This window comes from Pseudomonas salicis, assembly GCF_057128705.1.
Genome location: NZ_JBSKHU010000003.1, coordinates 318,444 through 330,444 on the forward strand (window position 1 = coordinate 318,444; position 12,001 = coordinate 330,444).

Consider the following 12,001-nt stretch of genomic DNA (forward strand, 5'->3'; position numbering starts at 1 on the left):
GCGCATGTGCACCGGCCTGCTCAGGCCGTCGTCGTTCCGTCATCTGCCACACACAAAACGGTCATTCGCGATTGATATAAGGCTCTCCAACCGAAAAAACATGTCATTCCCGCAGAGCCATGGACGTGAGCGCATGAAAATACTGATCACCGGGGCCGCAGGTTTCATCGGCTATCACACGGCAATGCGTCTGTGCCGTGACGGTCATCAGGTGGTGGGGATCGACAACCTCAACAGCTATTACAGCGTCGAGCTGAAAAAGGCGCGGCTCGCGCAGTTGGCCCCGCACGGCAACTTCCAGTTTCAGAAGCTGGACTTGACGGACAAGCAAGGTCTGCTGGACGTGTTCGCCGAGCAGCATTTCGACCGGGTCATTCACTTGGCCGCCCAAGCGGGCGTGCGTTACTCCATCGACAGCCCCGACACCTACGCGCAAAGCAATCTGGTGGGGTTTCTCAACGTGTTGGAAGCCTGCCGGGCTCACACGCCGGCCCATCTGATTTATGCCTCTAGCAGCTCGGTCTATGGGCTCAACCAGAAGCTGCCTTATGCCACCGGCGACGCGGTGGACCAGCCGATTTCCTTCTATGCCGCGACCAAACGCGCCAACGAGCTGATGGCGCATTCCTACGCACACCTCTATGGCATTCCTACCACCGGCCTGCGCTTTTTTACCGTGTACGGCCCGTGGGGAAGGCCGGACATGGCGCTGTTCAAGTTCACTGACGCGATCCTCAAGGGCCGTCCCATCGAGGTCTACAACGACGGTGCCATGTCCCGGGATTTCACCTACATCGACGACATCGTCGAAGCCCTGGTGCGCCTGATCCCGTTGCCGCCCGAGGCCGCAAACGGTGCGCCGAACAAGGTCTACAACATCGGCTTCGGCTCTCCGGTGAAGCTGCTGGATTTCGTCGAATGCCTCGAAGACGCGCTGAACACGCGAGCCATCAAGCACTTTCTGCCGTTGCAGTCGGGAGACGTGCTCAATACCTGGGCTGACACCCGCGAGCTGGAAGCGCGCGTCGGTTTCCGGCCGCAGGTCACGGTTGCCACCGGTGTGCCGTCGTTCGTCGATTGGTACTGCAGTTATTACGGGGTTTAACCGCTCTCTCTTTTGTCTTTTGCAAGGAATGTCATGCACGCAACCCCTTATGTGTCGGTTCTGATTCCTGCCAAGAACGAAGCAGGCAACCTCATTCCCCTGCTCGAAGAAGTGCGCGCCGCGTTTGCGGACGAAGCATTCGAAGTGATCGTCGTGGACGATGGCAGCACCGACGCCACCGCGGCCCAGCTGCGCAGCCTGCAAGAGGGTGGGTACAGCCAGCTCCGCGTGCTCAGCCACACCCGCTCCCTGGGGCAGAGCACCTCGGTGTATCACGCCGCCGAAGCGGCACGCGGACTTTGGCTGGCGACGCTGGATGGCGACGGACAGAACGACCCGGCGGACTTGCCCGGCATGCTCGCGCTGGTGCGCGGCTCCGAGGGCAAGCCGGACGGCGTGAAGCTGGTGGCCGGGCATCGGGTCAATCGGCAGGACACCGCGAGCAAGCGTTGGGCGTCGCGTTTCGCCAACAAACTGCGCAGCAGCCTGCTCAAGGACCAGACCCCGGACACCGGCTGCGGTATCAAACTGATCGAGCGCGAGGCGTTTCTGCGCCTGCCGTATTTCGACCACATGCACCGCTTCATTCCGGCACTGATCCGCCGCCACAACGGCCGGATGCTGGTGCACCCGGTCAATCACCGCGAGCGTGGGGCCGGGGTGTCCAACTACGGCAACCTGGACCGCGCGCTGGTGGGCATCCTTGATTTGTTCGGCGTGTGGTGGCTGATCCGCCGCACCCGACTGGACGTGAACGCACGGGAAAGCGAGGTCTGACATGGGCAGAGAATCGTTGTGGCTGGCGGTGGGTTTCATCGGCCAGCTGGCGTTTACCGGGCGTTTCGTCCTGCAGTGGCTGTACAGCGAATACAAGAAGCGCAGCGTGATTCCGGTGGGCTTCTGGTACCTGAGCATCATCGGCAGCGCGCTGCTCCTGGCCTACGCCATCTACCGGCAGGACCCGGTGTTCATCGTCGGCCAGTCCTTCGGTTTCATCGTCTACCTGCGCAACTTGCAACTGATCGCCAAATTTAAAGAACAGTCAGACGGCGTCGTCGAACAGAAGGATTGAGCCGTGCGGATTCGATTGGCGAACCCTCGCCTGGCGTTGTGGTTTTTTGTCGTGTTGTCGGTGTTGCTGTTGGGCGCAGGACTCGGCTGGCGCCAGCCGCTGAACGTCGATGAAGAGCGTTTTCTCGGCGTGGCGCTGGAGATGCTGCAGAACGGCGCCTGGTTCATTCCCCACCGAGCTGGGGAAATTTATGCCGACAAACCGCCGCTGTTCATGTGGACGGTGGCGCTGTTCGTGCAGCTCACCCATTTGCCGAAAGTCGCGTTGTATCTGCCTGCGCTGATCGCGGGAGCGGTGACCACCGGTTGCCTGTATGACTTGGGGCGGCGCTTGTGGGGGCGACGTGTCGGGGTGATTTCGGCGCTGCTGTTTCTCTGCACCTATCAGAGCTACAGCATTCTGCAGACCGGGCAGATCGATGGCTTTCTCGCCTTGTGGACGGTGCTCGGCATTTATGGACTGTGTCGTCACCTGCTGCTCGGGCCGGACTGGCGCTGGTATTACCTCGCCTGTGCTGCAATGGGGTTTGGGATCATCAGCAAGGGTGTGGGATTTCTGCCTGCGTTGATGCTGATTCCTTATGCCTACGCGGTGCGCAAAGGCTGGAGCGGGGTGGTCGCAATGCCCTCCGGCAGCACGAAAAAATGGTGGCTGGGGTTGCTGGTCGCTCTGGCGGCCATCGCTGTGTGGCTGCTGCCGTTGCTGGTGATCGTCGCGCAAGGCAGCACCGACAGCGTCGCCTACGCGCAGGAAATCCTCTTCAAGCAAACGGCAAGTCGTTACGCCAACGCCTGGGATCATCGCGAGCCGTTCTGGTACTTCTTCGTCCAGGTCATCCCCAAATACTGGATTCCGATCCTGTTCATGCTGCCGTGGCTGGTGCCCGCGTGGCGCAAGCAGCTGCTGCGGCACGACGGCCGGGTGCTGGTGTTGCTGGGCTGGGTGGTGTTGGTGCTGGTGTTTTTCAGCATTAGCACCGGCAAGCGCAAGCTGTACATTTTCCCGGCGGTGCCCGCGCTGGTGCTTGTCAGCGCGCCGTTGATTCCGTGGATGCTGCGCCGCTGGTTCAGCAAGCGGCCCAAAGGCCGAACAGTGTTCGTCTCGCTGACCGTGCTGTGGTTCTGCGCGTGGTTCGTGCGCGGCTTTGTCGAGCCTCACCAAGAGGGCATCAACCCCCACGAAACCATGATGCGCGATGTGGCGGCGGCAACGCAGCACGCCGATCTTGTGCTGGTGGATTGGCGCGAGGGGCATTGGGTCTTCGCCCAGCAGCCACTGGTGCATTTCGGCTTCAAGGACACGCAACCGCTGGAGCATTCGGTGATGTGGCTGCGCAGCCATCCGAAGGCTTTCGCGCTGGTGCCTGCGCAAGATATGTCGCGCTGCTACGACCCGCAGAAGGCCCGCAGCGTGGGCGATACGTCCCGCGCCGAATGGTTTCTGGTCGGGGCCGATGCCGACAACGGCCAGTGCCAGGCGGCGCTCCCCGACAAGGCCTACCGCTTCGCCTGGCAAACGCCTCTGTAAACGGCCTCAGGCGTGCTGCACACCGGCACGCTTGAGCAGCTTCTTGCAGCGCTCCGACAAGTGCACCACTCGCAGGTGCTTGCCGGCTTTCTCGTAGCGTTCGCGGAGGGTCATCAGCGCGGCAATCGCCGAGTAGTCGACGAAACGCAAATGGCGGCAATCCAGCGTGGCGATGGCCGGGTCTTGTGCCGGGTCAAATTGATTGAGAAAGGTCGTGGTCGAGGCGAAGAACAGCGTGCCGTGCAATTGGTACAGCTTGCTGCCGTCGGCTTCGGTGTGGCTGTCAGCGTACAGCTCGCGGGCCTGTTGCCAGGCGAAGTTCAGTGCCGCGATGAGGATGCCGAACAGCACGGCGGTGGCCAGGTCGGTGAGCACCGTGACGATGGTCACGGCGATGATCGCCAGCACGTCGTTCAGCGGCACCTTGCGCAGCACCCGCAGCGAGGCCCAAGCGAAAGTCTGCTGCGACACCACGAACATCACGCCCACCAGCGCCGCCAGCGGGATGCGCTCGATGAGCGGCGACAGAAACAGCACGAACATCAGAATCATCACCCCGGCGACGATGCCCGACAGACGCCCGCGACCGCCGGAACTGAGGTTGATCACGGTCTGGCCGATCATCGCGCAACCGCCCATGCCGCCGCACACCCCCGAGGCAATGTTCGCCACGCCCAACGCCACGCACTCGCGGTCCGGGTAGCCGCGGCTTTCGGTGATTTCGTCGGTGAGGTTGAGGGTCAGCAGGGTTTCCAGCAGGCCGACCAGCGCCATGAGAATCGCGTACGGGGCGATGATGCCCAGGGTTTCGAGGTTCCACGGCACGTCCGGCAAAGCCACGCTCGGCAGGCCGCCCGCAATGTGCGCCATGTCGCCGAGGGTGCGGGTTGGCAGGTGGAAGAAGTAAACCAGCAAGCCGACGCCGAGGATCGCAACGAGGGCGGGGGGCACCGAACGGGTCAGGCGCGGCAGCAGGTAGACGACCGCCATGGTCAGCGCGACGAGGCCGAGCATCAGGTACAACGGCGTGCCGCTGAGCCAGTTTTCGCCGCTCTTGAAGTGCTCCAGCTGCGCCATGGCGATGACGATGGCCAGGCCGTTGACGAAGCCGAGCATCACCGGATACGGCACCATCCGCACCAGTTTGCCGAGCCGCAGCAGGCCGAACGCGATCATCACCAGCCCGCCCAGCAACACCGTCGCCAGCAGGTATTGCACGCCGTGTTGCACCACCAGCGCGACAATCACCACCGCCATCGAGCCCGCCGCGCCCGACACCATCCCCGGCCGACCGCCGAACAGCGCGGTCAAGGTGCAAATGATGAACGCGCCATACAGGCCCATCAGCGGGTTGAGGTGCGCGACGAGGGCGAAGGCGATGCACTCAGGAACGAGGGCAAACGAAGTGGTGAGGCCGGCAAGAACGTCGGCGCGCAGGCGAGCGGGTTTCATGGGTTACCTGAAAGAGAAGGCGCAAAGGGTGGGGATGTTACGGAATGTGAGCCAAACGGGCCAGCCAGACGGTGATCCCGAGCCGAGCGATGAACCTGTGGGAGCGAATTCATTCGCGAGACGGTTTTACATCCGACGCACATGTCCCGGGTGTACCGGTCTCTCTTCGGAGTACCGCCCAGAATGAATCCGCTCCCACAGGCTTCATCCGATATGAAGCGCAAATGAATTTATCTCAGTGTCCAGTCAACCCGGATTGTGTAACGATGTTTGGCCTGAATGAACACCGCTCATTGCCAAGGACAGCACCCCAATGCTCGCTGCGCTCAGACATTACCCTGCCTCCGTCAATCTCCTGCTGTCGTCGTCGCTGTTTCTGACGCTGGGCAGGGCGATCACCTTGCCGTATCTAGTGATTTATCTGTCCTCCAACTTCACCCTTGGCATCAGCGACATCGGCATGATCGTCGGCAGCGCGCTGATCGTCGGCTCGCTGCTGAGCCTGTATGGCGGCTACCTCACCGACAAACTGTCGAGCTACAAGCTGATCCTGTGTTTCACCGGGTTCTTCTTTGTCGGTTTCATCGGCATGTGCCTGACGGGCCGGTTGTGGCTGTTCTTTCTGTTTCTGGTGTCGTTCAATTTCGCCTATTCGGTGATCGACATCGTGGTCAAGGCCGCGTTCGGCAAGCTGCTGCCGGTGGCGGAGCAGAGCAAGGTGTTTTCGGTGCGCTACACGCTGATCAACATCGGCTACGCGGTCGGCCCGTTCATTGGCGCGGGGCTGGCGCACTGGAACATGAAGCTGCCGTTCCTGATGTCGGCAGCGTTGGGGTTGGGCTTTTTTGTGGTGTACGCGATGTACGGTGACCGCAAGCTCAGTTCGGCGGACCCTGCCAACGCGCCCATCTCGTTCCTCGCCGTGGGGCAGATTCTGCTCAAGGATTATCGGCTGGTCTGCTTCACCGTGGGCGGCGTGCTCAGCGCCGTGGTGTTCGGCCAGTTCACGGCCTACATCTCGCAATACCTGGTGACTACTAGCACCCCGGAATTCACTTACAGCGTCATCAGCTCGGTGGTGGCAGTCAACGCGGCGGTGGTGATTTGCTTGCAGTACTTCGTCGGCAAACACATCAGCCATCAGCATCTGAATCAGTGGCTGACAGCCGGTTTCAGCCTGTTCCTGATAGGGGTGGTGGGTTTCGCGATGTCGAGCACCGTGCTGCACTGGTCGCTGGCCGTGGCCGTGTTCACCCTTGGCGAGATCATCGTCTTCCCGGCGGAATACATGTTCATCGACCGCATCGCCCCGACGCATTTGCGCGGGATGTATTACGGCGCGCAGAACCTGTCCAACCTCGGCGGCGCGCTCGGGCCGGTGCTGTGTGGTTTTGCCTTGGCGGCGCAGCCACCGGCGTTCATGTTCTATATGCTGGCGGGCTTCATCGTGGCGGGTGGCTGTTTCTACCTGTTGGGGGCGTCGTACTCCAAGCGCCACGATCCATCCTCCAGCCCGCGGTGACCGGTTTCGATGAGTGCGCTTTCCCCACTGGATGCCTGGCAGCAGGCGGTCGACACACAGGATTTTCAGCCGGACGAGGCCCAGCGCCAGGCCGCTCAGCAATTGCAGGCGTGCTGGCAGGCGCTGCGTGACAGTGGCCCTCGCGACGCGCTCAAGGGCGTGTACCTGTGGGGGCCGGTGGGGCGCGGCAAGACCTGGCTCATGGACCGGTTTTTCGACGGCCTGACCGTGCCAGCCCGACGCCAGCATTTTCATCACTTCATGCGTTGGGTCCATCAGCGGCTGTTCCAGCTGACCGGCGTGCCTCATCCCCTCAATGTGCTGGCCCGCGAACTGCGGCAGGACGTGCGGGTGCTGTGCTTCGACGAACTCTTCGTCAATGACATCGGCGATGCGGTGATCCTCGGCGGGTTGCTGCGGGCGATGTTCGACGAAGGCGTGGTGCTGGTCTGCACCTCCAACCAGTTGCCCGAACAGCTGTACGCTACCGGGCACAACCGCGAACGGTTCGTGCCGGCGATCACGGCGATCAATCAGTTCATGACAGTGGTGTCGGTGGACGGCGGCGAAGACCATCGCCTGCACCCCGGTCAGGCGCAGCAGCGGTACTGGGTGACCCACGAATCGGGGCCGAGCGCGTTGGTCGAGGTCTTCGACACCCTGAGCAACGGCGAGTTGGTGTCGATCCGGCCGGTGCCGTTGGGGCGGCGGCATCTGGCGGTGGTGCGCAGCAGCAAGACCGTGGTCTGGTGCCGTTACAGGGACCTGTGCGAACAGCCCTTGGCGGCGATGGACTTCATCGAATTGTGCGATCGCTACACGGCCGTGCTGGTGAGCGAAGTGCCCGCGTTGAGCGCGCCGCAGCGGGAAGGGCGGATTGCCCGGGGCACCGAGGATGGCGTTGAGCAAGTGGTGGCGGGGGACCGCGAACTGCCCCAATTGTCGCCTTACGATGACGGTGTGCGCCGGTTCATTGCGCTGGTCGACGAATGCTACGACCGCAAGGTGCCGCTGTACGTCGAGGCGGCGCTGCCAATGGAATCGCTGTACTCCGAGGGTTACCTGGCCTTCGCCTTTCGCCGGACGTTGAGCCGGTTGCAGGAGATGCAACTGGCGCGGTTTGGGCGATGAGCGGGATTTCTCATCGTTGGCCCGGTAAAAAACCTGAGGGAACGCCTCAACGTTCGGGTCGACGCAGTTAATACTGTGGGAGCGAGTTTATTCTGGGCGGCAATCCGACGATTGGCCGGGAGATTCGATACACCTGTGTCGCCTGAAACACCTTCGCGAATGAATTCGCTCCCACAGGTTGATCGGCGTCCACCTCGAGATCAGGGTGATCCGAGGTGGAGCCGCAGATTCGGCGATCAGACGTTATTCCGCCGCCGCTGCACCAGCACATGCTTGGCGCCTTCGCCCATCAGCACCATCACCCCGAGCCAGATCGGCAGGTAGGTCATCCATTCATCCCGGCCGATGCTTTCACCCAGCAGCAGCGCCACGCCCACCAGCAACACCGGTTCCACGTAGCTCAACAGCCCGAACACGCTGAACGCCAACAGGCGGCTGGCAAGCAAATAGCTGACCAGCGCCGAGGCACTGATCGCCCCGAGGATCGGGATCAGCACATAGAAGCGCGGAAATTCCTCGACCACCCCCGGATTGCCCTGGCAGATGAACAGCACCGCCACCGGCAGGATCAGCAGCATGTCCCACCACAGCCCGCCGAGGTTGTCGGTCTTGAGCTTGCGCCGCAGCACGAAGTAGATCGGGTAGCCGCCACACACCAGCAGCGTCTCCCAAGAAAAACTCCCCAAGCGGATCAGCTCGTTGCCGACGCCGACCATCGCGCACGCTGCGGCGATTTTCTGGAAGTAGGACAGCCGCTCGCCATAGACCACGCGGCCCGTGAGAATCATCGTCAGCGGCAGCAGGAAATACCCCAGCGACACCTCCAGACTGCGCCCATGCAGCGGCGCCCACAGAAACAGCCACAGTTGCACGCCCATCAGCGCGGCGGACAGCATCATCGCGCCCAGCAAGGCTGGCGTCTGGCGTATGCGGTTCGTCATGGCGCGCACCAGTTTCCAGTCGCCGCTGGACAGCATGAACACCGTGACGCAGGGCAGGGTCAGCAGCATGCGCCAACCGAATATTTCTTCTCCACTCAAAGGTTTCAGCAATGAGGTGTAGTAGTACATGACCGCGAAGAGGCAGGAGGCCATGACCGATAACGCAACACCCTTGTACACAGGGGCTCCTTGGTTCGGTTCAAAAGGACAGGGTTTGGACGCGCGACCCGTGCCAGGCTCTGATGGCCCGCTTGCAGGAAGCGGCGCACAGTCTAGCCGAACCCCCGCCCGCCGTTCGCTCGCATTCTGGTAAACCCAAGGTCCGCTGGCAGTAAACGATGCACGTTTGGCAGAGAACGAGACCGTGCGCTCGTTGAGGCAAAAATGACTGTCCCGGAGAATTGTCCTCAACGCGCCACACCGGCGCCGCTGACTGAGGACAACCCCCATGACCCAAGAAATCGCCGGTATCAAAATCCCTGACAGCGCCCTGGCCCGCGCCACCACCGAATACATCCGTGATGAAGAAGACGACCTGCTGTTCAACCACAGCCGTCGGGTGTTTCTGTGGGGCGCGTTGACCGGCGAGCGCAAAGGCCTCAAGTACGACGCTGAGCAGCTGTACGTCGGCGCGATGTTCCATGACCTGGGCCTGGTGAAAAAACACAGCAGCCCGGACCTGCGTTTCGAAGTGGACAGCGCCAACGCAGCCCGTGCGTTCGCCAAGCCGTTCGGGTTGTCGGAAGGCGATCTGGAGCAGGTCTGGTTGTCCATCGCGCTGCACACCACGCCGGGCGTTCCCGAGCACCTGCGCCCGAACGTTGCGCTGGTGACTGCCGGTGTTGAAATGGACGTGCTGGGTATCAACTACGACCAGTTCAGCGACCAGCAGCGCGAAGTCGTGACCCATGCCCACCCGCGTGGCGAAGAATTCAAGGAGTGCATCCTGTGCGCCTTCGCCGACGGCTTCCGCCATAAGCCAGACACGACCTTCGGCACCGTGAACGCCGATGTGCTGGTGGACGAAGATCCGAAGTTCAAACCATTGAATTTCGTCAACATCATTCGTCAGTCGCCTTGGAAGGCGTAACGAGTACGCGGTAATGACCTGTGGAAGCGAATTTATTCGCGAAGCGGTTTTTCATCCGAGAGAGAGGTGTCGGATGGACTCCCCTCTCGCGAATGAATTCGCTCCCACAGTTTTTGCGCCCGGCAGAACGTTTGCAGGGAGGGCAAGATCGGCATTCCGTATTCGATTGGCCTGCCTGAGGCATTCCTGAGGCATCACCCCTCGACATTCCTTCTTCGGCATTCGCCCGTGCTTTGTTAGGCTTTCGTCTGGTTGGCTCATGACGGGCCGACATGTTTGCAAAGGGAGCGGCGAATGACCTCCATCGGCACCGCGGCACCGGTCGTGCCTGGGCGGCTGGAACAGTTTTCCACCCGGGTGGCGTTTTTCATCACCGGGTTCAGCATTTCCGCGTGGGCGCCGCTGGTGCCTTACGCCAAGAGCCGCCTGGGTCTGGACGACGCGAGCCTCGGCCTGCTGCTGTTGTGCCTGGGCATCGGCTCAATTCTTTCCATGCCACTGGCTGGCGCCATGACCGTGCGTTACGGCTGTCGGCGCATCATCGTCGTGGTCGGCAGCATCGCCTGCCTGTGCCTTCCCTTGCTCGCGACCCTCACGAGTGTGCCGCTGATGGTGGCGACGCTGTTCGTCTACGGCGCCAGCATGGGCGCCTTGGGGTGCGTCACCAACATTCAGGCAATCATCGTCGAACGGGCCAGCGGCAAGACCATGATGTCGGGCTTTCACGGCCTGTTCAGTTGTGGGGGGATTCTCGGCGCGGCAGGCGTTTCTGCGCTGTTGAGCGTGGGCGTCTGGCCGTGGCTGACGATGACGTTGGTCGCGGTGTTCATTGGCCTCGCACTCTATAAAGCAGGCCCAAACATGCTCGGTTACGGCAGCGAAGCGGGCGGTCCGGCGTTCGCGATTCCCCATGGCGTCGTGCTGTTCATCGGCCTGATGTGCTTCACCGTGTTCCTCACCGAAGGCGCGATGCTCGACTGGAGCGCGGTGTTCCTCAGCGCCCAGCGGGGCGTCGAACCGTCCTACGCCGGGTTCGGCTACGCAGTGTTCGCCCTGGCCATGGCCATCGGCCGATTGTGCGGCGACCCCGTCGTGCGCCGCTTGGGCGTGCACAAGATCATCCTGTTCGGCGGGCTGTGCGCGGCGGTCGGCATGGCCGTGGCGACGTTGCTCCCCTATTGGCAGGCCGCGTTGTGCGGCTACGCATTGGTGGGCATCGGCTGTTCCAACATCGTGCCGGTGTTCTACAGCGCGGTGGGGCGGCAGAAGACCATGCCGGAAAACGTCGCGGTTCCGGCCATCACGACCCTGGGTTACATCGGCATTCTGATGGGCCCGGCAGGCATCGGTTTCGTCGCCCACCTCAGCAGCCTCGGCGTGGCGTTCCTCATCATCGCGGTGATGCTGTTAGGCGTTGCAATCAGTGGTCGCTACCTTCGGGTGTAGCGGCTTTCAGCTTCGAGCTTCGAGCTTCGAGCTACAAGCTACAAGCTACAAGCTACAAGCTACAAGCGGGCGTTGCGTCGACTTCTTGCAGCTCGCGGCTTAAAGCTTGTCGCTGCTTCAAGTCGCAGCGACGAGATTCAAACCAGAAGCCATGATCGCCGTCGCGCCGCCCTCTTGCAGCTTGCAGCTCACAACTCGTCGCTGCCCCTCTTGCAGCTCAAAGCTCGTAGCTGCGACTAGGGCGTCATGGCAAAGCCCACCCCAAACCGGTTCCACGCGTTGATGGTGGCGATGGCCAAGGTGATGTTGGCGACTTCTTTTTCGCTGTAATGCTCTAGCAGCGCTTCGTACTGATGCTGCGGCGCGTGGTGGATCGACAGTTGGGTCAGGCTTTCGGTCCAGGCCAGAACGGCCTTTTCTTTTTCGGTGAAGAAGTTGGTTTCGGCCCAGACGGTCACGGTTTGCAGGCGGGCTTCGGTTTCGCCAGCCTTGCGGGCGTCGTTGGCGTGCAGGTTGACGCAGTAAGCGCAGCCGTTGATCTGCGAAGCGCGCAGGCGGATCAGTTCCAGCAGGGAATGTTCAAGGCCCGAATTGACCACGGCGTTTTCCAGCGCGGACATGGCTTTGTAGGCTTCCGGCGATTTTTGACCCCAGGCGATGCGCTTGTTCATGTGCGTGTGCTCCGTTGGAAAGGTAAGAAATGTCGTTGAACGTG

The 12,001-nt window shown here is 61.9% G+C and carries 11 protein-coding genes; 8 read left to right on the top strand and 3 right to left on the bottom strand.

Annotated features, from left to right (window positions below; genetic code table 11):
* Positions 1–133 precede the first annotated feature (133 nt).
* From ACWKWE_RS12185 to ACWKWE_RS12200, 4 genes are read left to right on the top strand one after another with little or no spacing between them, the layout of a single operon-like run.
* A complete protein-coding gene (locus ACWKWE_RS12185) occupies positions 134–1,105 on the top strand; it encodes an NAD-dependent epimerase (protein ID WP_483850659.1) in 972 nt (323 codons plus the stop codon).
* Positions 1,106–1,138: 33 nt separating this feature from the next.
* Entirely contained in the window at positions 1,139–1,882 is a 744-nt protein-coding gene (locus tag ACWKWE_RS12190) for a glycosyltransferase family 2 protein (RefSeq protein ID WP_341963744.1), read from the top strand.
* A 1-nt stretch (position 1,883) separates the two neighbouring features.
* A complete protein-coding gene (locus ACWKWE_RS12195; protein ID WP_166594982.1) occupies positions 1,884–2,177 on the top strand; it encodes a lipid-A-disaccharide synthase N-terminal domain-containing protein in 294 nt (97 codons plus the stop codon).
* 3 nt (positions 2,178–2,180) lie between these two features.
* The gene (locus ACWKWE_RS12200; protein WP_483850660.1) at positions 2,181–3,704 is read left to right on the top strand and encodes an ArnT family glycosyltransferase; all 1,524 of its coding nucleotides are present in this window, start codon (positions 2,181–2,183) and stop codon (positions 3,702–3,704) included.
* Positions 3,705–3,710: 6 nt separating this feature from the next.
* Here the strand turns inward: ACWKWE_RS12200 and ACWKWE_RS12205 are convergent, their stop codons facing one another.
* Positions 3,711–5,156 (bottom strand): SulP family inorganic anion transporter, encoded by a 1,446-nt coding sequence (locus tag ACWKWE_RS12205; RefSeq protein ID WP_166594984.1) that lies wholly within the window; start codon positions 5,154–5,156, stop codon positions 3,711–3,713.
* A gap of 313 nt (positions 5,157–5,469) precedes the next feature.
* Here ACWKWE_RS12205 and ACWKWE_RS12210 point away from each other — a divergent pair, with 313 nt between their 5' ends.
* Together ACWKWE_RS12210 and zapE are read left to right on the top strand one after the other, a co-directional pair.
* The gene (locus ACWKWE_RS12210; protein ID WP_483850661.1) at positions 5,470–6,678 is read left to right on the top strand and encodes an MFS transporter; all 1,209 of its coding nucleotides are present in this window, start codon (positions 5,470–5,472) and stop codon (positions 6,676–6,678) included.
* A gap of 9 nt (positions 6,679–6,687) precedes the next feature.
* Entirely contained in the window at positions 6,688–7,809 is a 1,122-nt protein-coding gene (zapE, locus tag ACWKWE_RS12215; RefSeq protein ID WP_483850662.1) for a cell division protein ZapE, read from the top strand.
* A 236-nt stretch (positions 7,810–8,045) separates the two neighbouring features.
* Here the strand turns inward: zapE and rarD are convergent, their stop codons facing one another.
* Positions 8,046–8,930, bottom strand: coding sequence for an EamA family transporter RarD (rarD, locus tag ACWKWE_RS12220; protein ID WP_341963749.1), 885 nt, complete (start codon positions 8,928–8,930; stop codon positions 8,046–8,048).
* Between the two features lie 268 nt (positions 8,931–9,198).
* Between rarD and ACWKWE_RS12225 the strand changes: the two genes are divergently transcribed.
* A complete protein-coding gene (locus tag ACWKWE_RS12225; RefSeq protein WP_166594988.1) occupies positions 9,199–9,840 on the top strand; it encodes an HD domain-containing protein in 642 nt (213 codons plus the stop codon).
* 294 nt (positions 9,841–10,134) lie between these two features.
* Positions 10,135–11,286, top strand: a complete 1,152-nt coding sequence (locus ACWKWE_RS12230) for an MFS transporter (protein WP_483850663.1) — start codon at positions 10,135–10,137, stop codon at positions 11,284–11,286.
* A 236-nt stretch (positions 11,287–11,522) separates the two neighbouring features.
* Here ACWKWE_RS12230 and ACWKWE_RS12235 read toward each other — a convergent pair whose 3' ends face one another.
* On the bottom strand, positions 11,523–11,957 hold the full coding sequence (locus ACWKWE_RS12235) for a carboxymuconolactone decarboxylase family protein (RefSeq protein WP_166594990.1): 435 nt from the start codon (positions 11,955–11,957) through the stop codon (positions 11,523–11,525).
* Positions 11,958–12,001 lie beyond the last annotated feature (44 nt).

What these genes read in the sequence shown, in the direction of transcription:
- ACWKWE_RS12185 (WP_483850659.1), top strand. Translation starts at nt 134, where the DNA reads ATGAAAATACTGATCACCGGGGCCGCAGGTTTCATCGGCTATCACACG.
- ACWKWE_RS12190 (WP_341963744.1), top strand. Translation starts at nt 1,139, where the DNA reads ATGCACGCAACCCCTTATGTGTCGGTTCTGATTCCTGCCAAGAACGAA.
- ACWKWE_RS12195 (WP_166594982.1), top strand. Translation starts at nt 1,884, where the DNA reads ATGGGCAGAGAATCGTTGTGGCTGGCGGTGGGTTTCATCGGCCAGCTG.
- ACWKWE_RS12205 (WP_166594984.1), bottom strand. Translation starts at nt 5,156, where the DNA reads ATGAAACCCGCTCGCCTGCGCGCCGACGTTCTTGCCGGCCTCACCACT.
- ACWKWE_RS12210 (WP_483850661.1), top strand. Translation starts at nt 5,470, where the DNA reads ATGCTCGCTGCGCTCAGACATTACCCTGCCTCCGTCAATCTCCTGCTG.
- zapE (WP_483850662.1), top strand. Translation starts at nt 6,688, where the DNA reads ATGAGTGCGCTTTCCCCACTGGATGCCTGGCAGCAGGCGGTCGACACA.
- ACWKWE_RS12225 (WP_166594988.1), top strand. Translation starts at nt 9,199, where the DNA reads ATGACCCAAGAAATCGCCGGTATCAAAATCCCTGACAGCGCCCTGGCC.
- ACWKWE_RS12230 (WP_483850663.1), top strand. Translation starts at nt 10,135, where the DNA reads ATGACCTCCATCGGCACCGCGGCACCGGTCGTGCCTGGGCGGCTGGAA.
- ACWKWE_RS12235 (WP_166594990.1), bottom strand. Translation starts at nt 11,957, where the DNA reads ATGAACAAGCGCATCGCCTGGGGTCAAAAATCGCCGGAAGCCTACAAA.